Source organism: Paraburkholderia sp. BR10936, from assembly GCF_040965735.1.
Taxonomy (GTDB): domain Bacteria; phylum Pseudomonadota; class Gammaproteobacteria; order Burkholderiales; family Burkholderiaceae; genus Paraburkholderia; species Paraburkholderia nodosa_A.
Map to the genome: position 1 here is coordinate 17,420 of NZ_JBFRCM010000034.1, position 17,333 is coordinate 34,752.

The following is a 17,333-nucleotide window of genomic DNA, read 5'->3' on the forward strand; positions in this document are numbered from 1 at the left end:
TCAGGCGAGTGCCATCAGCACGCGCTCGGTGGCCGCGACGCGATGCGCGTGGCCATGCGGCGTGGCGTTCGAAAACGGGTTGCCGAGGTTGACGGCGCGCGAGACGGCGAGCCAGTCGCGCTGGTCGGCGTAGAGGTTCACGCGGTTCTCGTACCACCACCATGCGGAAGTGAGCGCCGCCGCCTCGGGCTGCTCGACCAGCTCGGGCCGTTCAACGATGGGCAGGCCGAGCGCGCGGGCGGCGCGTGTGTAGTTGTCGCGCCCCGTCAGGTGAATGAGGCCGCGACCGATGAAGCGCCAGCCGTCGCCGCTCTCGGGCGGGCCGTTGCCCAGGCGGTTCGCGTAGACCGTATTGGCGATCGCCTCGGGTCGGCCTCCGAGCGATTTGGCCAGGGCGTTCGCCTTGTGGTGGCCGGCCACGCGCTGGCCGGTGGAGAAACGCGACGGCCACACATCGGCCATGCGCGAGGGCGAATAGTTCATGTTCTCCACGAGCCGCTTGAAGTTCGCAGACTCGTGCGCGCACTGCCCGACAAAGGCCGCTGCGCGCTCCGGGGTCGTGATTTCGAAGCGCTCGCAGGCGGCATTGACAGGCGCGAGCCAGCGAGCCGTATTCACGCCAGGGACGGCGTGCGCCAGGCTCGCGGCGGTGAACATGACTTACGTGGCGCGCGTCTTGCCCGCGACGAACAGGCCGATGATGGCCACGAGTGCCGCGATCGCTTCATCGACATGCACCCATAGCGCGTCAGGCAGCACGACGCCGATTGCGGCCAGCAAGGCCGCGACCAGCGCATAGACGGCGGGATTCTTCATGGACCCTCCCGTTACTACAAAAAACGTTCTTTTCGCTACACCCTTAAGAGCGTGAAAGCGAACCGAAAGGAACGCACATAGATTTGTGTGCACAAAACGCGTGGACCCCTGCAGCCGTCGTGCAGGGGCGTGAAACACGCGCAGACGAAACCGCGCTGCGCCTTAGGCGGCAAGGGTTTGACGGCCCGCGAGAATTCCTGTCCTAATGTTTCACGACGCCTCGTGCGCGCCCGCAGGTAGCGGCGTGCTGACGGCTGCGGTCGCGCTCGGGACCATCAGGCGCGGGAAGTTCGGCACGGCCATCACTGCCGCATTGAGCGCAGCCGTGAGCGTGCGGACCTTGCGAATATTGGCTTCGGCCGCCTCGTCGGCGGCGCTGCCCGCCGTGTAGGCGGCAACCTCGGTGATGAGTTGCAGCACGATCGCCTCAAAATTCGCCATGACGTCAGCGCGTGGTGTAGACATAGCCCCTCCGATCAAACCCAGTTCATGAGCGCGCCTTCGGCCAGTAGCTGTTCTACGGCGTCACACAGGACGTCTACCTGGTCGTCGTGCGCGTGCGTGTCGTCCTCGGTGAATGCCTCGCACTCGGTCACGAAGTCGCTCACCCAATCGCATTCCTCGGGCAGCATCACCAGCCCCGCCTCGATGCTCGGCGCGGCTCCCTTGACGCGTATCACCTTGTCGCGGTTGCGCGGAATGCCGAGGATCGGGATGCGCCCGCCGCGCCGGATTTCCTGAATGAGCCCGGTGCCGCTACTCTTGTCCTCGACCATGAGCGCCGCGAGCGGCACGTTCACGCGGTGGTCGTACGCGCGGCACTTGTCCCAGAAGTCGATGGCGTTACGTTTGAGGTCGGGCGCTTCCCAGCGATCGCGGATGAGGTTGATGGCGTAGATGCGGCCATCGACACCGAGGCCCCATTCCATGAACACCGTGAAGTCATTGCGCTCGCTGGTCTTTTGCGCGGTGTCGGCAATGATGAGCCGCCGCACGATGTGGGGCAGCACGCGCCAGCGCCCGAACCAGTGCCCCTTGATGAGGTTGCCGCCTTCTTCGGTGGGCTTTTGCTGGTACTGCGCCGAGAACACGCGGCGGCTGATTCGCTGCCCGTCGCGGTTCGTGCCGCCCTGCTCCAGCGCCAGCAGTTCTTCCAGCGGTTCCTTATAAGGCCAGTAGGAGAAACGCCCCTTGCGGTCGGTCAGGGCCGCGTCGATGCAGTGCCGGTACGGGTGCGCGTAGTGCTCGACGTAGCGCTGGTCGATGAGCGCCGGGATTTCGACGTAATGCCAGTGCCCCGGCAGACCGCCCGCCCTGATAAAGCCGGTGCAGTCATCGACCGCGAGGCGTTGCATGATGACAATGATGGGCGTGGCCGGGTTCGCCTTGCGGCTCTTGACCGTGCTCACGAGCCGCCGGTTTGCCTTCTCGCGCCCCGCCTTCGAATAGGCATCCTCGATTTTCAGCGGGTCGTCAAGGATGATGGCCCCCTGAAAGCCGGGGACCATGCGGCCGGCGCGAAAGCCGGTAATCTGCCCGCCGAACGCAACGGCATAGACGCCACCCGCCGTGCGGCCGTCAACCTCGACATTCCAGCGCTTGAGCGAGCGGCTATCGTCACGCAGCTCGCGCGTCCACATCGCCTGATACTCGTCGCTCTGGATCAGCTCTCGCGCCTTCTGGCTGTTGAGCAACGCCAGCTCGTCGCCGTAGCTGATATGCAGGAACCGCGCATAGGCATTGAGCGCCAGGCCCCGCGCGATGAAATTGATGACGACCAGTTCGGTTTTCGATGCGCCCGGTGCGACATTGATAACGACATTCGTCCAGGTGCCGTCAATGATTTTCTGCACCGCGTCGGCAATCACCAGGTGATGCCAGTTAAGCCGGAACGGCACGCCCTCACGAAGCTGGAAAAAATAGCTCGTGAAGGCTATGTGATCGTCCTCGCACGCCTTCCTTATCGCCTGCTGGCGCCACGCGTCCTGCGTGGTGCTGCGCATCCACGCGGGCGGCGGCTTGCGGTTCGTGCGGAACGGCAGGACTACGCTTTCCATATCATACGATATGAGTGCATAGCATATGCTATGACGTTAGCCAGTCAGGCGGCGGCGTCCGTATTTGTTCAGCACATCCTCCATGATCGCGCGGGCCGTTTCCTCGTTCTCGACCATGGGCGGGGCGTCGGCGGCGGGCGGCGGCGCGGCCTCGGCGGCTTCGCTAAGTTTCCAGCCGCCGCGCGTGCGCATCCAGAAAATGGCGCTCTGCACGACCTGCGGCGTGTCGGCCTTCTTCGTCGCGATGCGGTAAAGATTCGCGGCCACCGCCGCATTGCCCCGGTCTACCGCCGTGGCGATTTCCCGGTTGAAGGCGCGCACGAACACCGTGTAGCTCACCGCCTTGCCGGTCTGCGAATTGAGCACGTGCGTGCAGATATTCGCAAGCGGCACGCCGTAGATGAGCAGCGCCTTGACCAGCTCGCGCTGGTGCGCGCTCGGCTCAAACCTGGGACGCCCGCCCATTGCGATATCTCCGTTTCGGTTTGTCGACCAGGTAGCGCAGCGCCATGCCGTAGTTGTCGGTGCCCTGGGGCAGTTCTACGCCCTCGCGCAGTACGAGCCGGTTCGAGGCGAACGGCTTGTAATCGACGTAGTGATGCCAGCGCCCGAAGCGCCAGAGCATGCGCGCAACGTCCGGGTGCAGGCGCACGAGCATGCGTGACTTCGGCACGGTGCCCTCGCGCTCGTAGAACTCGGCATTGTTGCCGCCCTTCATGGTCTGCGTCGGTACCTTGTCCTGCAGGAACGCATTGAACTGCACCGTGCACCAGCCGGCCTTGAGAACGCGCAGCGACAGGTCGGTGTCCTCGTTGTAGCGCCCGCGCCAGCGAAACGGTATGTCGTTGCGGATGAAGTTGCAGGAGAAAATCCGTGTGTTCATGACGAACGGCGGTACCTTGTATTTACGCGGGGCGAACATTTCGTAGTTCGGCCCGACCATCGCGAGGTTGCGATAGCGCAGCGCGAAATCCTCCATGCAGCGGAATATCGTGCCGTCGCTCACCGGCACTTTCAGATTGCGGTTCATGCGGTAGAAGCCGCGAATGTTGTCATCCATGACCCAATGCCAGTCGAAGCCGCGCGCGATCGCGTGATCCCACGCGAAATTGCGCGCCGGGCCGGGTCCGCGGCCTTTCGTGTCGCCCAGGTCATCGCACGTCTCGTATCGCGCCTGGTAGGCCGGATCGAGCACGAGCAGCCGGTCGGCCGGGTAGCGGCACGCGTAGGCGTCATACTCCTGCGCCTCCACGATGACGGTGTAGGCGAGGCCCATTTCGTCCAGATAGCCCATCGTGAGCGCGTTGTCGGCGCGGCCCTTCGATGGTATGTAGATCGGAAAGCGCATCACGCCGCCTCGGCGTCGCCGCCCTCGGGTGGCTCATCCGGTGAGCTACCCTCGGTGGTGTAGCGCTTGTCGGCGTACGAGTCGATTTCCGCCTTCGGGTGCCACACGAATTTGGTCTTTTCGCCTATCTCCTGGCCGATGAGCGCCGCGAAGTCGTCAACGGCCTGCTGGTCCCGAAAGTGCACGTGCAGCGTGCGGAAGGTCATTTCCTCCTGCTCGAACTCGGGCATGCCCTGCCAGTGCGCGAGCGGGTCGATATCGAGCGCGAGCAGCTTGTCGATCTCGACCGGCGTGAAACCGATGAGGTCGAGATTGAATTCAGCCGCGCGCAGTTCCTCCAGCTCCCCCACGAGCAGCGTGTTATCCCACGTCGCGTTTTCGGCCAGCTTGTTATCCGCGAGCACGTAGGCGCGGATTTTCTGCGGGCTCCACCCTACTGCAGTCATGCAGGGCACTTCGGTAAAGCCGAGTTGACGGGCGGCGAGTATGCGGCCATGCCCCGCGATGAGGGTGCCGTCCTCGGCACGGAGCACGGGGATAGTCCAGCCCCATTCCCGCATGCTCGCCGCGATCTGTGCGACCTGGAGGTCGGAATGCTGGCGCGCGTTGCGCGCGTAGAAAATCAGCGAGTCGATCGGCACGCGCTCCACGCGGTCTGCCGGCCACTCGGGCAGCGCGGGCGGGGCTGGCTCATCTGCGCCCTGCGCCGCCGCGCGCCGCTTGCTTGCTGCCATGACACCCTCCGGGGATGGTAGGTGTTACATACCATCTCATACGAGATGATATGAAATGACTTTTCGGTAAAAAAGAAACCCCGGCCAGAACCTGAAGGAACGGAGCCGGGGTTTCCCGAGACTGGCGCGAAGGGCCGCGTGCGTGGGCGCAATCGGTCAGCCTCGCCTAATACTAGTAAATTTCAGCCGGTTTTGTGTGCATCTTCGTTTTTGGCGGGTCGCCCGCAGTGGGTGCGCGTGGCGTTGCAGTGCGCAATGGACTGGCGGCGCCGCAGCGCGAGCGAGATGACGTTTTCATCGACGTAGCGGCGCGCGAGCAGCGCGTGCTGGCCGAGGATGACGCGCTCACGAAAGCGCCGGATACGCGAATTCAGGCCGTCGCGCCCGAGGTGGTAGTACGTCATGAGGTCCGCCACCGGAATGCGCCAGAGGTAGTAGCAGAGAAAGGTCATTTTCTGCTCGGTGCGCGGTTGCGCCGCGATCGCGCGGTTGAGCTGGTTTAGCTCGGGGTCGTTCGGTGCGTCAGGCGGGTTCGGTATGGTCGCGTCGGGCACCCGCATTTTCGCGAGCAGGTTCTTCGGTGGCGGCGGCGCGTAGAGTCGTCGTGAGTGGTGCCAGTCGGCCCAGCGCATGCACAGGAGGTGGTCGTCGGAATCGCGTGTGTTCTCGGTCGGGTTATCCATCATCGCTAGCCAGGATGCGCTCGATGCCGCGCTCGGCAATGCCCGGTCGGGCCGCAGGCCACAGGAACACGAGGGCGGCGGGGGTGCGCAGGAACGTGATACAGCGCTGATGGTGTAGCTGGAAAGCCGCGTCATCGAGCGATTCGTAGCTGATGGAGCGCGGGGCGGCAACAGTCACGCCGTCTGGTCCCGGCACGAGGTCGCAATGCCCCGCACCTACGGTTACCCAGGCGCGCAGCGCCTCGGGCGTTTCGAATCTGCGTTGTGACTGAAAGAGGCGCTTGAGCAGGCCGAAGTGCACGGCGTGCCAGTAGTGCGAGCGCGGCTCGGTCCACGAAAACGCGATCGTCTCCCCGACCGGCATCGCCTGTACATACGCATTGAAGCGGTCGAAACAGCGCTCGTCGGCATCCGTCATGCCCTCGATGCCCTGCGGCGTTTTTGTGAGTACGATGCGCGACATGGCTGGCTAATCCTCCACCAGTGCGACGGGCGAGAGCGAGCGGTTCGCTACCTCGCGCGGGCGCTCGGCGCGCCTGATGAACGCCCACAGCTCGCGCCGCGCGCAGGCCGCTGCATAGTTGCCGTGCCGCTCGCGTACGCGCTCCACGAGCGCATGCGCGGGGTCGTAGTCATCACGCCTCGCGGCTTCGACGGCAGCGGTAAAGCGCGCCCAGCACGCCTCGGGCGAATCCGCCCTGCTCCTGGTCATAACCCCTCCGATCCTGCCCGCAGGGTTTTCGTCGCACGCTCGTACCAAAGCATAGTAGTGCAACAGCCAAAACGCACCCCCGGTATTGGGCAGACTGTTAAGTGCGAATATCATATCATATCGTATGATGTCAATCGCCCCGCATCGTTCTCTCTGGACTTCCCCTTCTAATGATTAATGGATCGTTTATCGTTAGAATCAAGATTCCTGGATTGGAGGTAATGCAAATGGGTCTTATTTATATCGGTGTCGCGGAAACCGCAAAACTGCTGCGCAAGGCGCTTAAAGAGGCGTTTCCGGGTGTCAAGTTCGGTGTGCGCTCGCACAAGTACGCAGGCGGCGCGTCGATCGGCGTGGCCTGGCGCGACGGCCCCTCGGAAGCGCTGGTCGAAGCCATTACGGATCGCTTTCGCGGTTCTTACTTTGATGGGATGATCGACTATCAGGGCTCGCGTTATGCGATGATCGACGGGCAGATGGTGAGGTTCGGCGCGGATTATATTCAGACTCGCCGTTCATTCTCCCGCGCGATGGTCGAGCGTTTCGTGGAGCGCCTGGCACCGGGCTGCGTGGTCTGCGGCGACGATGACTACGGCTGGGGTATAACCTGGGCCGACAACGAGAGCGCGCGGCGCGTGAGCAAGGCACTGCACCGGCATTCAGACCGGCTGCGGATCATGCCGAGCCCGACAGCGGCGCGGATTATCTACTGTGGAAATGACGGCTATAGCGACGTGGGCGCGCTGGCCGTTGACGACGACGAGCATGATGAGGGGAAAACCAAGCAATGAAAAAACAGCCTGAGAAACCGGTGGTGGTCGAGCGGCGCGGGCGAGAGACGGGCACGCTGGTGGCGGGCTCCGTGCCCTGGCAGATTGCACAGCTCGAACCCGGCGCGAGCATGCTGGTGCTCGATGCCCCCAACCGGGCGCAGCAGCTTTCCGTGGCGATCAACCGCTACACGAGCAGCCACGGCGGGCGCTACACCGTGCAGACCTGCGCGGGCATGCCCCTGACTTTCGATGGCTCCGCATTCAAGTTTTTCCGCATCACGCGCACAGAGTAAGCCTGCGAACGCTGGCCCGCTTTGTTTCTATTGATTAACGAATCGTTAATCGTTAATCTAATAGTGAAGGCGGGGTGGGCCCGCCGCGCAGGAGGTAAATGAGCATGAAACTGGTTGACCATCCGAACGTTGTCGCATGCCTGGGCTATGCCTGCGGTGCGCTCAAGAATCCCGAGCAGACCTATCGCAACCCGATGACCGGCAACCTGTATGCACGCATTGATGGCCGCGTGTTTGATGTGCATCCGCTGGACCCCGAGACGGGCGGTTACCCGATCCGCTGGGAGCTGGATGCCTACGCGCGCAGTGAACTGGCAATCGAGATAGCCGAGTGGGCCGACCAGGCAATGGCCAAGGGCTGGCGCTAACCGCCTTTTCTCCGCTTTCGCTTCATATCATATCATTTCATATCATAGGAGTGCATATCATGTCATACGACCGTGGGCAGCTTGCGAAGGTGCTGCTCGCCTACGTGGAACGCCTGCCGCTCAAGGATCTGTACGCGATCGTGGAGTGCCAGGAGAACGCGTGGCATGCCGGGATGAACCTCGGCATGCGCGCGCAGCTGGAGGCGCATGAAAAAGCCGTGCGCTCGTGTGAACAGGCGGTCGAGCACATCGGCTCGCACGACCTGGGTCTTATCAGTGCCGCGATCGAGCAGGCGGCAGGAGGTCAAGTATGAAAGACGTTGTTTATATCGGCGCATCACCCGCCAGCGAGCACTGCGCGCAGGTCGGCACCGCCGATTATTCCTCACACGCGCGGCTACAGTGCCGCGCCTTTATCAACCTGATTCGGCGCGAGCTGGGCGACGAGCCCGAGGGTGCGCGCCTGGGCATCAAGGGCGAATCGCACGAGTTCGGCACCTACTACGAGGTCGTGTGCTGGTACGACGACGAGGACGCCGCCGCAACGAACTATGCCTACGACGCCGAGCGCAGCGCGCCGGATATGTGGGATGCGGCCGCCCTGGAGGAACTGGCCGGCGCGGGCGTCGAGGTGCATCGATGACGCGCACGAAAGTCACCCGCCTGCTTTCGGGCGCAGCCCTTGAGCGCTTCGCCATTCAGGTCGCCTCGCTGCGTAACGCCATCGGGGTCGCCCGCGCCTTCTACCGCGAAAGCGGCAACATGCTCGCGCGCGATCGCGACGAGTTCTGGGCCGAGTCGCGCGAGCGCCAGCGCCGCTCCCTCGCGCTGCGTGAGCGCGAACTGGAACTGCTGCTCTCGACTCCCGAGGGCCAGGAATTCCTGCATCACGAACAGGCGTTGCTGGATGCGCGCCAGGAGGCCAAACGATGACAACTCCCCTCGGCGTCACGCTGGCGCCGCAATCGCTGTTTGCCCTGCTCGATGCACTCGATGCGAAGGGCGAGGCGTATAGCCTGGTACGGGTTCCCGCAAAGGGAACGTGCGTGCTGTATGTCGAAATCGACGGCATGCCGAGCGAGCATCACATCGAGCTAAAGCCTGACGGCTCGTGGGTCGCGCGCAGCACCATCGTGGTTTGAGTCTGCTTTTTCAACGCGTCGTATCATACGATATGATACGGCATCATACGGAGTCATATGATATGCAATCCAATCTCGTGACCGCACGCCCCGTCAGCGATGACCGGCGCATGGGGTTCCTCCCTCACCTGTTCGGGCCGATGTACAACGCGGGCGAGTCGGGCCTGTTCTCCTATGCACGCATGCTCGCACCCGAGCAGTACCAGGGCGGGCATTGGGACTTCTACGAGCTGTCCAACGGCGGCGGCTTTGCCGTGCCGACCGGCCCCGAAGTGTGGGAGCTAACCTCGGAGAATCAGGACCGGCAGCGCATGACGCGCGAGGCCGCGGGCATCGTCTTTACGCTCTTTTCCCTGGGTCGGCAGATGGAGCGCTGCGCGCTGCATACTTCCGAAGCCACGCTTGCGGCATTGAGCGACATGCATACGCGCCTGTACCAGTTCGCGCGCGAGCATGATGACTGGCGCGCCATCCGCGCCGTGCTGGACTAAGGGGGAGCCGCCATGTTTGCCTACCTGATTGACCCCTTCGCCCGCACCGTGACGCGCGTGGAGCGCAGCGCGCAAAGCGCCGTTGCCGTCCTGCAGGAAATTTACGCGCTGCTCGACTGCGAGACCATCGACGCCGTGCGCCCGGTCAATGCCAGCGATGACGTGATCTACATTGACGACGAGGGGAAAATGCACGACGAGCGCGAGCAGGCGTATTTTCTCTGCCGCCTGTGGCCTCTTGACGTGCTGGCGGGCCGCGCCCTGTGGGTCGGCTCCGAGCCTGACGGCAGCGAGTGCGACCCGCGCTCTGCACTGGAGTACGTGCGCGACCACATCGTGTGGGCCGAGCCGCGCGCGGCTGCTATGCTCATGTCTATTGATTAATCGCCGGGATGACGAATGGAAAACGAAAAACTCGATCTGATCCTGAACCTGGTGCAAGGCATGAATACTGAGCAGAAAGCCATGCGCGAGGATATGACCGTCATACGCTCGGACCTGACGCGCCTGGCTGATGCCGTCGAAGTGCTCGCACGCGAGCAGGCGGCCATGCGCGAAGACCTGGACTATATGGGGCGTCGGGTATCGCGTCTGGAGCAGAATGCGCTAGACCAGACCGGTCGCATTGAAACGCTCGCGCAGCGTATAGGGCATTAATGCCATGAGCGATGACCTGAGCTACGACTTCGACGCGCCGCGTGAGGAACCGGCATGCTGGCGCGTGTGGCTGCGGAGCACTCCCGGCATGTGGGCCACGTATGACGGCTACGTTGACCTGTACGCCCCGCGTGGCGCCGACGAGGACTCGCTTTTCCGGGAGGCGGTGCGCCGGCTTTCGCGCTCGAGCTTTCCAGACCGGCCCTCGCTCGCCTCATGGCAGTTCGATAGCGCCGAGCTGCTGCCCTGAGCATTTCACGCGCGCCAGCGCCTGAGTTTTCCAGTCTGCAGGTGGCTGGCTGCGCACGATAGCTACTGGCTCATCTAATCCGCCCCAGCGCTGAAAACTCGCATGCGAGTCGTTGCGAGTCTCGCCGCGTAGCCGACTATCCTTGCCTGCGTCGGTATCGACCGCCTGCGTGACGACGCTGGCGACCGTCTCCACGATCTTTTTCGCCACCTTGCGCGTCCTGTCAATCCACGCCGACGCCCGCGCGCGTGGCTCCATGCCTTCCAGCAACGGCAGGAGGTCCGCCAGCTTGCGGATGCCCCGCTCTTTCGCTTGGTTGAGCACGGCGGCGCAGTACTGGCGGAAGCGCCGGATATCGCGCCCGCATACCTCCGCGATGCGGTTGAGTCGGCGGTTGAATGCAACGTTGCCGTCGAGGTCCAGCGTGCAGTTGAGCGACACGCCTAGCGGTTTGCGCAGCGCGTAAAACAGATCGCGCATGAGTCGCGTACTGGCTTTTCCCTTCGGTATCTTTCCCTCAACCGGCAAAGCCTGGTCTTTTAAAAATAAACTGCCTCTGTCTTTTAAAAGACCTTCGCGCGCGTATACAGGCGGGGAGTTTTCGGGCACGTCATCTGCGGCTGTGCCTTGCTGCTCGGGCGTTGGCTGGCTGTCATCGGGGAGTGGAAAATTCGTACACGTCCCGCGCTGCCGTCTAAAAATTCGTACAGCCAGGGCGAGCGCGCGCGCTAGTTCGGCAGGGTGCTTTTGCTGCATGTGGATCGACGCTCCTAGTACGCGTTCGATGCCGCGCAGGGAAGTCGGAATGGCGACGTTCGCCGCGATTAGGGGAATGGCACGAAAGACTACGTGCGCGAAATGCTCAAGGGAAGCGAGCGCGCTGCATTCGCTGGAGGTCAGTTGCAGCGAACTCATATCATATGGCATCATATCGTTGCTCGTATGGCATGCGAGTAAAAACCCTCCCGCCCGCCCCGCAAGGGGAAGGTGTCAACCGAAGCTGCTAACTTCGGGGAGAGGGGTGAAGCTCAGCGTCTAAGACGGTTGAGCGACGGGACTGCGAAATCCTGTTTTGTTTTGCAAGAAAGCCGACTGCGCTAACAGTCGGCTTTTTTGTGTCTCCTGTTCATCTAACTGACGCTTGACCGCACCGCGCCCCTATGGCACGATCGCGGGTAACTTTTGGCCCGGCCAAAAGCAAAGGGGTGCAAAAAGCCCTCGGCTCTCGCCGATGATTTTTTGAAGCTCTAGTACTCTTTAGGCCGACCAGCCTGCACTACCCGAAGCCTCGAACGCGTCAACGTTCGGGGCTTCTTCATTTGTGGCTCGCGGTTCTCTGCAACCCGCGTCGCCAGGCAAATTCGGACGATTATCAACGATCCGCCCGCAGGCGTCGAGTAAACCGACCCCGTAAATTTTACTATATGACTGCAAACCTACCGCTACTTTCGGCGGTAGGCGTGATGCATCCTGCATGAAATCCGCACCCTGCTGCTTTTCACGCGCGTCTGGACGTCGATCATAGTCCGATGAATCAGAGTTGCCAATAGAAAGGGTGCGCTCGCGGCATTTGTGTTTTTCCGCTCGCGGCCTATTCTCGGTGGATGGCATCGTGACGGTGCCCATGAGCCCGCAAGCCATCAAGTCACTACGCCCCGCGATCGCCCCGCGCGCGCGCAGTTTCTTCCCCCTCCTGCCGAGGCAACTGTCATGGATATCGATGGTTGTATAACCGGACGCGACGGCCGCCTGCTCGCGTTCTTTTCCATCAAACGGTTTGACGTGCGCGCACCGCGCGCCTCATTCGCAAGCGACCCTGAACTGCTGGAAGCGGCCCGCGCGCTGGCCGGCCACCCGCTACACCGCGCGTATGTCGCGCGCCGCTTCGTTGAGTTGTCCGCGAGTCTGCGCGACGTGCCGGAACGGCCTTCATAGCGCAGCGCCCCGACCATTTGCTAATAGTCGAGGTTCGTATGATATTCTATGTGGTCCTATCATATCATACGATATCAGATGATAGGGACAGGTAAGCTGCCCGCGCCCCTTGCGGGTGGCGCGATTTGGGAGAAACCCGGTTATGACAGCCAGCAGCAAATCCACCCTTCGGGAGCGCTTCGCGGAGCGCTACGGCATCGCCAACGACGAAGTTTTTGACATCCTGAAGGCCACCGCTTTCCGCCAGCGACAGGCGAAAGGCGGCGACGACGAGACACCCGCGAAACCCGTCCTCGTGAGCGACGCCGAGCTACAGGCGCTGCTCATCATCTGTGAGCAGTACGGGCTCAATCCTTTCACCAAAGAGATTTACGCCTACCCCGACAAGCAGGGCGGCGGCATCGTGCCGGTCGTCTCGGTCGATGGCTGGGCGCGCATCATCAATGAGCAGCCGCAGTATGACGGCGTGCAGTTCGCCTACTCCGACGAGCTGATTACGCTGCCCTACGCGAAAGACCAGATGCATGCGTGGATCGAGGCGACCATCTGGCGCAAGGACCGCAACCACCCGATGGTCGTGCGCGAGTACGCGATCGAGTGCTACCGCGAGCCCTTCGTAAAGGAAAGCAAATATCAGGGCGGCAAACCGTGGGTGGTCAATACGCCCTGGCAGACGCACCCGCGCCGCATGCTGCGCCACAAGGGGCTCATCCAGTGCGCGCGCCTCGCCTTCGGCTTTGCTTCCCTGAAAGACCAGGACGAGGCCGAGCGCATCATCGAAATGGGCCAGGCCGTCGAGGTCGGCGCCGAGGGCGACCAGGGCGATGGCTCGCTCATGCCGCGCGCGCTGGAAAACAATCCCACGCAGACCGCAGCAGAGTTTTTCGGTGGTGCAGGCAACGTCGAAACGATCCGCGAGCTGGTGCCGCGCGAGAAGGCCGCGCCGGCCGACGCCGAGCCGGTGGAGCGCAAGCGCCGCACGGCCAAAGCCGTCAAGGCCGAACAGGCCGCGACGGCTAGCACATCCGCACCGGAAAGCGCCCCTGTGCAAAACGCATCTAACGGTCAGCCTGGCATGTTTGACGAGGACGGCTCCGCTGATGCTGGCGCATCCGCTACGCCGCCGAGCGTGCCAGTGCCGCCTAACATGCTGGCCATTTTGCAACGCAAGATGAGCACGGCAGGGCGTAACGAGGTCGATATGAAGGCGCATTTCGGCTTCGGGCTCTCGGGCGTCACGAAAGCGAACTTCGCAGACGTGCAGGCCTGGGCCACGGCCATATGAGCGCACGCGAACTCGCGTTTGATGCCGCCGCGCACCGCTATAGCGTCGGCGGCCATCCCCTCCCGGCAGTCTCGCGCGTCCTGCACCCCGTCTCGCCCTATGCCGACCGGTCGATTCCGCGTGACGTGCTCGCGCGCAAGGCCGAGATCGGCGCTGCCGCGCACCGCGCGATCGAGCTTGATATCCGGGGCGTGCTCGATACGGCGTCGCTGCACCCGCTCATCGAGCCGTATTTCGCCGCGTGGCGTCGCTTCTGTGCCGAGGCGCATTACACCGCCGCCGCGAGCGAAATCCGCGTATGGCATCCGGCGTTGCGCTATGCGGGCACGCTTGATTCGCTCGGCTGGCTGGGAGATAGCGCGGCGCTCGTGGACTTCAAGTGCACCGCGGCGATCATGCCGACCGTTGGCCCGCAGACTGCCGCCTATCAGGAGGCGGCGAGCACCACGCCGGATATCGACCCGGCGCTTTGCCAGCTCGCGCGTCAGGCGCGGCGCTGGTGTCTCCAGCTTTGCCCCGATGGCACCTACCGGATGGTGCCGCTCGATGACCCCAACGATTTGCGCGTCTTTCTCGCGCTCTTGACTATTCACACTTTCAGGCAACACCATGCAGACCACTACCCCGAGCAGTGAAAAAACGACCGACGAAAAGGTTGAATCTACAACGATAGCAGTCGCCATGCCGCGCGGCGATGACCGGCAGTTCACGCGTGCGCTGGCCGAAGCCGCCGTTGCGAATGATTATGTGATCGATTCACAGGACATGCACGAATTCGCGGCGCACCAGCTACGCGAATACAAGCAGCAGTACGAGGCGCTGGAAGCGCGGCGCGTGGCCATCACGGGGCCCATGAATATCGCGCTGCGTAACGTCAATGCGTTATTCAAGCCCGTCATGGACCGGCTGGATGAGGCGAGCCGCACGCTGCGCTCGCGCATGCTCGACTGGACCCGCAAGGAACAGCAGCGCATTGCCGAAGAAAATGCCGCACGCGAGCGCGCCGCACGCGCGACGCGCGAGGCCCTGGAAGCGCGAGCCCGCGAGGCCGCGCAGCAGGGCAAGCATGAGGAAGCGCATGCACTCACGCAGGGCGCAGCCGTGATGAGCGCGCCGGTCGTGCCGCTCAAGGTCGCGGCGGTCGCGGGCGTCTCCACGCGCACCAACTGGACGGCCGAGTGCACCGACCTCGCGGCGCTGGTCGCCTATGTGGCCGAGCACCCGGAGTATCTGAACCTGCTGCAGGCGAACCAGCAGGCGCTCACGGCGCTCGCGAAGGCGCAGAAAACCGCGCTGGCTATCCCCGGCGTGCGCGCCTTCGATCGCGGCAGCGTGGCAATCCGCAAGTAAGGGGGGTGTTGAAATGACAACACACGCCTATACCGCAGAAATCGATTACGTCAAGGATGACGCGCCGTGCCACTGCGGCGACTGCGCCTGGCATGGCACGGCCGCACAGACCTGCGATATCGAGGATTGCATGCTCACTCCCGGCGATCCGTCGCCGGTCGGGCGGTGCCCCGATTGCGACGCCCTGGCCTATCTGGATATCCGTACATGAGCGGGCGCGGCAAATGCTCCTGCCGCGTGGGGATAGGTGTACCGGAGGATAAAAGTCCGACTACAGGCGGCATGCTTATGCCTGGCATGCCCACGGAAAGGGCAGTTTCATATGATATGGAGGCACTTCCTATCATATCGAATGATATAAACCTGACTTATTTGGAATCGACCCTCGCAGGGTCGCATTCTTCTATAATCCGGCTGCGTCGCCTAGGCTTTTAATGATTGTCCGAAAGTGTAGCAGTAGAACCGTTGCGCAACCGATACTTCATATAATTGCAAACAACCCAGCGGACGATGCATAGAGCATATTCTAATAAGTGAGGGGCACACGAACAAAGCAAGGCCAGACCAGGAAACGCACGTTATGGACAAGAAACCACGCAGGCGCAAGAAAGATGGCCATCTGCCGTATCGCATGGTCATCAACAAAAACAAGTATTACTTCCTCAAACCGCTCGACAACAACCGGCATGAGGCGGTCCCTCTCGGCCATGTGAACGAGCCCGACCGCAGCCCGCAGGAGTCATTGCAGGCGGCGCTTGAGCGCTACCGGAAGCTGGTGGATGAGGTCACAGGACGCGAGTCGCTGGAGCTGCTGCTATCGCAATGGATGGAAAAGTTTGCCCCGCTCAATCCGCCACCGGGCACGGTGCCGCGCTACGAGCCTGCGACAGTCAAGAAGTACCGGACGATGATGCGCTTTATCAACGCGCGCATAGGCCGTCTTAGAGTCAACGAAATCAAGCACTCTGACATAGCGCGCTTTCTGGATGACAACTTTGGCGAGCAGCCGTATAGCTCCAATGCCTATAAATCGCTACTCTCTAATGTATTCAAGTGGGCTGTGCGCCGGGGCATGCGCGAAACCAATCCCACAAGAGAGCTGGAGGAAGCGAAAGAGCCGCCACGCACGCGCTATATCAATGACGAGGAACTAAAGTGGATTCTGCAGGAGGCATCGCCCATGACGGCATGCCTGGTACAGCTGGCAGCTATCACAGGACAGCGCATAGGCGACCTGCTCACTCTTGAATGGAGTGCCGTGAGTGATCAAAGCGTGCTGTTGCCCGAGTTTGAGGATGTTGGAGAGATGGGCTCGGTTGGACTCGTTTTCTATCCGTCCAAGACACGCAAGACAACAGGGCGCAAGGTGCCGGTGCGACTGACCGAGCAGCTACGCGACGTGCTGCTTAAAGCGAAGGCGATTCCAACTCATCCAAGTAAATATGTCATCCGCAAGGATGACGGCGAGCGCTATTCCTACGAGGGCGCACGCAGTGCCTTCAAACGTGCGCTTGTACGCGCTGAAAGGGCATATCTAAAGGATTGCATCGCACGCAAGAAAGCGCCACGAGAGGGAATTTTTGAAGGCATTCACTTTCACGACCTCAAAAGACGTTCACTAACCGACGCCGATATCCAGAATCTGAACGCCCAGGCACTAGGCAATCACGCCAGCGACAAAACCACGAAAAAACATTACCTTGCAGAAGTCGAGGGTGCACCTCTAAAATTGGTCGATCCACCCCACATGCCTTTCTGACGGTGAGCTTTTTCGGGAAACGATGAACGAAAAACTGCGTGCACTGCTCGACCTGTTTGACCTTCTAGAACCTTCCTATACGGGCATCCCGAGCGATGAGCGGCTGCTCTCGCTCGGCTACGCCCGCCCGATCAAGCGCCTGCCGGATGGCCGAATCTGCGCGATTATGCCGATGGCATCAATTGACGTGCTGGCCATCGATATCAATCCGTGGGGGCATAACGACTGTTACTACTATCTCCATGCCTGCGACGCCGCCGCGAAGGCGCTCGACGCGTGGGACGGCCAGCACGAGCCCGAGGGATGGTTTCGACACCCTCCTAGCGGACGCCGCCGCCGCAACGGCGACCCCGCCCAGGAGTATTACCAGCCGTAAGACACCCGGAGACAGAGAGATGCCAGCGCCGAACCCCGAGACACCTATCCGTTACATCAGTGGCGGCCGTGAGCTGCGCCAGTATCAGGATTACTGGTACATACGGCTCACGCATAAAGAGCTGGCCGACTGGCCCGGCGTGCACTGGCATGGCTACGTGCTCGTGCACAAGTGGAAAATCTGGGCGCTCTACGGCGAGTGGTACGGGCAGGACGAAGCCCGCTACTGTTATCTCGATGGCGACCGCGACAATATCCGCGTGACGAATATCGGCCTGCGGCGTGTTGGAGGTGACTGGTTCTAG

General features: G+C 62.2%; 30 protein-coding genes. 19 read left to right on the forward strand and 11 right to left on the reverse strand.

Annotated elements, in window-relative coordinates:
- The 10 genes from AB4Y36_RS38135 to AB4Y36_RS38180 all read right to left on the reverse strand — a co-directional run bounded on the left by AB4Y36_RS38135 (position 1) and on the right by AB4Y36_RS38180 (position 6,350).
- On the reverse strand, positions 1-657 hold the full coding sequence (locus tag AB4Y36_RS38135; RefSeq protein ID WP_368685685.1) for a glycoside hydrolase family 19 protein: 657 nt from the start codon (positions 655-657) through the stop codon (positions 1-3).
- Between the two features lie 3 nt (positions 658-660).
- Positions 661-816 (reverse strand): hypothetical protein, encoded by a 156-nt coding sequence (locus AB4Y36_RS38140; protein WP_368685686.1) that lies wholly within the window; start codon positions 814-816, stop codon positions 661-663.
- A gap of 210 nt (positions 817-1,026) precedes the next feature.
- Positions 1,027-1,281, reverse strand: a complete 255-nt coding sequence (locus AB4Y36_RS38145; RefSeq protein ID WP_368685687.1) for a hypothetical protein — start codon at positions 1,279-1,281, stop codon at positions 1,027-1,029.
- Between the two features lie 11 nt (positions 1,282-1,292).
- Positions 1,293-2,873, reverse strand: coding sequence for a phage terminase large subunit (gene terL, locus AB4Y36_RS38150; protein ID WP_368685688.1), 1,581 nt, complete (start codon positions 2,871-2,873; stop codon positions 1,293-1,295).
- Positions 2,874-2,909: 36 nt separating this feature from the next.
- The gene (locus tag AB4Y36_RS38155) at positions 2,910-3,338 is read right to left on the reverse strand and encodes a hypothetical protein (protein ID WP_368685689.1); all 429 of its coding nucleotides are present in this window, start codon (positions 3,336-3,338) and stop codon (positions 2,910-2,912) included.
- Entirely contained in the window at positions 3,316-4,221 is a 906-nt protein-coding gene (locus AB4Y36_RS38160; protein WP_368685736.1) for a hypothetical protein, read from the reverse strand. The genes AB4Y36_RS38155 and AB4Y36_RS38160 overlap by 23 nt, the downstream gene beginning before the upstream one ends.
- The gene (locus tag AB4Y36_RS38165) at positions 4,221-4,955 is read right to left on the reverse strand and encodes a ParB/Srx family N-terminal domain-containing protein (RefSeq protein ID WP_368685690.1); all 735 of its coding nucleotides are present in this window, start codon (positions 4,953-4,955) and stop codon (positions 4,221-4,223) included. The genes AB4Y36_RS38160 and AB4Y36_RS38165 overlap by 1 nt, the downstream gene beginning before the upstream one ends.
- Before the next feature lie 182 nt (positions 4,956-5,137).
- Positions 5,138-5,638: a hypothetical protein gene (locus tag AB4Y36_RS38170; RefSeq protein ID WP_368685691.1), complete on the reverse strand. Its 501-nt coding sequence runs from the start codon at positions 5,636-5,638 to the stop codon at positions 5,138-5,140.
- Positions 5,631-6,101: a DUF1367 family protein gene (locus AB4Y36_RS38175; protein WP_368685692.1), complete on the reverse strand. Its 471-nt coding sequence runs from the start codon at positions 6,099-6,101 to the stop codon at positions 5,631-5,633. Before AB4Y36_RS38175 ends, AB4Y36_RS38170 begins: the two co-directional genes overlap by 8 nt.
- A gap of 6 nt (positions 6,102-6,107) precedes the next feature.
- Positions 6,108-6,350, reverse strand: a complete 243-nt coding sequence (locus AB4Y36_RS38180; protein WP_368685693.1) for a hypothetical protein — start codon at positions 6,348-6,350, stop codon at positions 6,108-6,110.
- A gap of 227 nt (positions 6,351-6,577) precedes the next feature.
- Here AB4Y36_RS38180 and AB4Y36_RS38185 point away from each other — a divergent pair, with 227 nt between their 5' ends.
- From AB4Y36_RS38185 to AB4Y36_RS38235, 11 genes are all read left to right on the forward strand, one after another.
- Positions 6,578-7,141 (forward strand): LPD29 domain-containing protein, encoded by a 564-nt coding sequence (locus AB4Y36_RS38185; RefSeq protein WP_368685694.1) that lies wholly within the window; start codon positions 6,578-6,580, stop codon positions 7,139-7,141.
- The gene (locus AB4Y36_RS38190; RefSeq protein WP_368685695.1) at positions 7,138-7,416 is read left to right on the forward strand and encodes a hypothetical protein; all 279 of its coding nucleotides are present in this window, start codon (positions 7,138-7,140) and stop codon (positions 7,414-7,416) included. Before AB4Y36_RS38185 ends, AB4Y36_RS38190 begins: the two co-directional genes overlap by 4 nt.
- A gap of 104 nt (positions 7,417-7,520) precedes the next feature.
- Positions 7,521-7,784, forward strand: a complete 264-nt coding sequence (locus AB4Y36_RS38195; protein ID WP_368685696.1) for a hypothetical protein — start codon at positions 7,521-7,523, stop codon at positions 7,782-7,784.
- Positions 7,785-7,843: 59 nt separating this feature from the next.
- Positions 7,844-8,098 (forward strand): hypothetical protein, encoded by a 255-nt coding sequence (locus tag AB4Y36_RS38200; protein WP_368685697.1) that lies wholly within the window; start codon positions 7,844-7,846, stop codon positions 8,096-8,098.
- Positions 8,095-8,427 carry a hypothetical protein gene (locus tag AB4Y36_RS38205; RefSeq protein ID WP_368685698.1) on the forward strand — a complete coding sequence of 111 codons (333 nt, stop codon included), beginning with the start codon at positions 8,095-8,097 and terminating at the stop codon, positions 8,425-8,427. Before AB4Y36_RS38200 ends, AB4Y36_RS38205 begins: the two co-directional genes overlap by 4 nt.
- Positions 8,424-8,717, forward strand: coding sequence for a hypothetical protein (locus tag AB4Y36_RS38210; protein WP_368685699.1), 294 nt, complete (start codon positions 8,424-8,426; stop codon positions 8,715-8,717). Before AB4Y36_RS38205 ends, AB4Y36_RS38210 begins: the two co-directional genes overlap by 4 nt.
- Entirely contained in the window at positions 8,714-8,926 is a 213-nt protein-coding gene (locus AB4Y36_RS38215) for a hypothetical protein (protein WP_368685700.1), read from the forward strand. Before AB4Y36_RS38210 ends, AB4Y36_RS38215 begins: the two co-directional genes overlap by 4 nt.
- A 62-nt stretch (positions 8,927-8,988) precedes the next feature.
- Positions 8,989-9,417, forward strand: a complete 429-nt coding sequence (locus AB4Y36_RS38220) for an antirestriction protein (protein ID WP_368685701.1) — start codon at positions 8,989-8,991, stop codon at positions 9,415-9,417.
- A 12-nt stretch (positions 9,418-9,429) separates the two neighbouring features.
- Complete coding sequence (locus AB4Y36_RS38225; protein ID WP_368685702.1) at positions 9,430-9,801, forward strand: hypothetical protein; 372 nt, start codon at positions 9,430-9,432, stop codon at positions 9,799-9,801.
- A 15-nt stretch (positions 9,802-9,816) separates the two neighbouring features.
- A complete protein-coding gene (locus tag AB4Y36_RS38230) occupies positions 9,817-10,074 on the forward strand; it encodes a hypothetical protein (protein WP_368685703.1) in 258 nt (85 codons plus the stop codon).
- A 4-nt stretch (positions 10,075-10,078) separates the two neighbouring features.
- Positions 10,079-10,324 (forward strand): hypothetical protein, encoded by a 246-nt coding sequence (locus AB4Y36_RS38235; RefSeq protein ID WP_368685704.1) that lies wholly within the window; start codon positions 10,079-10,081, stop codon positions 10,322-10,324.
- Here AB4Y36_RS38235 and AB4Y36_RS38240 read toward each other — a convergent pair.
- Positions 10,289-11,254: a hypothetical protein gene (locus AB4Y36_RS38240; RefSeq protein ID WP_368685705.1), complete on the reverse strand. Its 966-nt coding sequence runs from the start codon at positions 11,252-11,254 to the stop codon at positions 10,289-10,291. The two genes, AB4Y36_RS38235 and AB4Y36_RS38240, sit on opposite strands and share 36 nt — an antisense overlap.
- Before the next feature lie 780 nt (positions 11,255-12,034).
- Between AB4Y36_RS38240 and AB4Y36_RS38245 the strand changes: the two genes are divergently transcribed.
- From AB4Y36_RS38245 to AB4Y36_RS38280, 8 genes are all read left to right on the forward strand, one after another.
- A complete protein-coding gene (locus tag AB4Y36_RS38245) occupies positions 12,035-12,259 on the forward strand; it encodes a hypothetical protein (RefSeq protein WP_368685706.1) in 225 nt (74 codons plus the stop codon).
- A 142-nt stretch (positions 12,260-12,401) separates the two neighbouring features.
- Positions 12,402-13,544, forward strand: a complete 1,143-nt coding sequence (bet, locus tag AB4Y36_RS38250) for a phage recombination protein Bet (RefSeq protein WP_368685707.1) — start codon at positions 12,402-12,404, stop codon at positions 13,542-13,544.
- On the forward strand, positions 13,541-14,179 hold the full coding sequence (locus AB4Y36_RS38255) for a hypothetical protein (protein WP_368685708.1): 639 nt from the start codon (positions 13,541-13,543) through the stop codon (positions 14,177-14,179). The genes bet and AB4Y36_RS38255 overlap by 4 nt, the downstream gene beginning before the upstream one ends.
- A gap of 46 nt (positions 14,180-14,225) precedes the next feature.
- Entirely contained in the window at positions 14,226-14,894 is a 669-nt protein-coding gene (locus AB4Y36_RS38260; protein WP_368685709.1) for a hypothetical protein, read from the forward strand.
- Positions 14,895-14,907: 13 nt separating this feature from the next.
- Positions 14,908-15,105, forward strand: a complete 198-nt coding sequence (locus tag AB4Y36_RS38265; protein WP_368685710.1) for a hypothetical protein — start codon at positions 14,908-14,910, stop codon at positions 15,103-15,105.
- Between the two features lie 369 nt (positions 15,106-15,474).
- Positions 15,475-16,653, forward strand: coding sequence for a tyrosine-type recombinase/integrase (locus tag AB4Y36_RS38270; protein ID WP_368685711.1), 1,179 nt, complete (start codon positions 15,475-15,477; stop codon positions 16,651-16,653).
- A gap of 22 nt (positions 16,654-16,675) precedes the next feature.
- A complete protein-coding gene (locus tag AB4Y36_RS38275) occupies positions 16,676-17,029 on the forward strand; it encodes a hypothetical protein (RefSeq protein WP_368685712.1) in 354 nt (117 codons plus the stop codon).
- Positions 17,030-17,048: 19 nt separating this feature from the next.
- Complete coding sequence (locus AB4Y36_RS38280; RefSeq protein ID WP_368685713.1) at positions 17,049-17,333, forward strand: hypothetical protein; 285 nt, start codon at positions 17,049-17,051, stop codon at positions 17,331-17,333.

Bases quoted from the DNA above. Each gene is read 5' to 3' on its own strand.
- AB4Y36_RS38135 (WP_368685685.1), bottom strand. From the start codon at position 657: ATGTTCACCGCCGCGAGCCTGGCGCACGCCGTCCCTGGCGTGAATACG.
- AB4Y36_RS38140 (WP_368685686.1), bottom strand. From the start codon at position 816: ATGAAGAATCCCGCCGTCTATGCGCTGGTCGCGGCCTTGCTGGCCGCA.
- AB4Y36_RS38145 (WP_368685687.1), bottom strand. From the start codon at position 1,281: ATGTCTACACCACGCGCTGACGTCATGGCGAATTTTGAGGCGATCGTG.
- terL (WP_368685688.1), bottom strand. From the start codon at position 2,873: ATGGAAAGCGTAGTCCTGCCGTTCCGCACGAACCGCAAGCCGCCGCCC.
- AB4Y36_RS38155 (WP_368685689.1), bottom strand. From the start codon at position 3,338: ATGGGCGGGCGTCCCAGGTTTGAGCCGAGCGCGCACCAGCGCGAGCTG.
- AB4Y36_RS38160 (WP_368685736.1), bottom strand. From the start codon at position 4,221: ATGCGCTTTCCGATCTACATACCATCGAAGGGCCGCGCCGACAACGCG.
- AB4Y36_RS38165 (WP_368685690.1), bottom strand. From the start codon at position 4,955: ATGGCAGCAAGCAAGCGGCGCGCGGCGGCGCAGGGCGCAGATGAGCCA.
- AB4Y36_RS38170 (WP_368685691.1), bottom strand. From the start codon at position 5,638: ATGGATAACCCGACCGAGAACACACGCGATTCCGACGACCACCTCCTG.
- AB4Y36_RS38175 (WP_368685692.1), bottom strand. From the start codon at position 6,101: ATGTCGCGCATCGTACTCACAAAAACGCCGCAGGGCATCGAGGGCATG.
- AB4Y36_RS38180 (WP_368685693.1), bottom strand. From the start codon at position 6,350: ATGACCAGGAGCAGGGCGGATTCGCCCGAGGCGTGCTGGGCGCGCTTT.
- AB4Y36_RS38185 (WP_368685694.1), top strand. From the start codon at position 6,578: ATGGGTCTTATTTATATCGGTGTCGCGGAAACCGCAAAACTGCTGCGC.
- AB4Y36_RS38190 (WP_368685695.1), top strand. From the start codon at position 7,138: ATGAAAAAACAGCCTGAGAAACCGGTGGTGGTCGAGCGGCGCGGGCGA.
- AB4Y36_RS38195 (WP_368685696.1), top strand. From the start codon at position 7,521: ATGAAACTGGTTGACCATCCGAACGTTGTCGCATGCCTGGGCTATGCC.
- AB4Y36_RS38200 (WP_368685697.1), top strand. From the start codon at position 7,844: ATGTCATACGACCGTGGGCAGCTTGCGAAGGTGCTGCTCGCCTACGTG.
- AB4Y36_RS38205 (WP_368685698.1), top strand. From the start codon at position 8,095: ATGAAAGACGTTGTTTATATCGGCGCATCACCCGCCAGCGAGCACTGC.
- AB4Y36_RS38210 (WP_368685699.1), top strand. From the start codon at position 8,424: ATGACGCGCACGAAAGTCACCCGCCTGCTTTCGGGCGCAGCCCTTGAG.
- AB4Y36_RS38215 (WP_368685700.1), top strand. From the start codon at position 8,714: ATGACAACTCCCCTCGGCGTCACGCTGGCGCCGCAATCGCTGTTTGCC.
- AB4Y36_RS38220 (WP_368685701.1), top strand. From the start codon at position 8,989: ATGCAATCCAATCTCGTGACCGCACGCCCCGTCAGCGATGACCGGCGC.
- AB4Y36_RS38225 (WP_368685702.1), top strand. From the start codon at position 9,430: ATGTTTGCCTACCTGATTGACCCCTTCGCCCGCACCGTGACGCGCGTG.
- AB4Y36_RS38230 (WP_368685703.1), top strand. From the start codon at position 9,817: ATGGAAAACGAAAAACTCGATCTGATCCTGAACCTGGTGCAAGGCATG.
- AB4Y36_RS38235 (WP_368685704.1), top strand. From the start codon at position 10,079: ATGAGCGATGACCTGAGCTACGACTTCGACGCGCCGCGTGAGGAACCG.
- AB4Y36_RS38240 (WP_368685705.1), bottom strand. From the start codon at position 11,254: ATGATGCCATATGATATGAGTTCGCTGCAACTGACCTCCAGCGAATGC.
- AB4Y36_RS38245 (WP_368685706.1), top strand. From the start codon at position 12,035: ATGGATATCGATGGTTGTATAACCGGACGCGACGGCCGCCTGCTCGCG.
- bet (WP_368685707.1), top strand. From the start codon at position 12,402: ATGACAGCCAGCAGCAAATCCACCCTTCGGGAGCGCTTCGCGGAGCGC.
- AB4Y36_RS38255 (WP_368685708.1), top strand. From the start codon at position 13,541: ATGAGCGCACGCGAACTCGCGTTTGATGCCGCCGCGCACCGCTATAGC.
- AB4Y36_RS38260 (WP_368685709.1), top strand. From the start codon at position 14,226: ATGCCGCGCGGCGATGACCGGCAGTTCACGCGTGCGCTGGCCGAAGCC.
- AB4Y36_RS38265 (WP_368685710.1), top strand. From the start codon at position 14,908: ATGACAACACACGCCTATACCGCAGAAATCGATTACGTCAAGGATGAC.
- AB4Y36_RS38270 (WP_368685711.1), top strand. From the start codon at position 15,475: ATGGACAAGAAACCACGCAGGCGCAAGAAAGATGGCCATCTGCCGTAT.
- AB4Y36_RS38275 (WP_368685712.1), top strand. From the start codon at position 16,676: ATGAACGAAAAACTGCGTGCACTGCTCGACCTGTTTGACCTTCTAGAA.
- AB4Y36_RS38280 (WP_368685713.1), top strand. From the start codon at position 17,049: ATGCCAGCGCCGAACCCCGAGACACCTATCCGTTACATCAGTGGCGGC.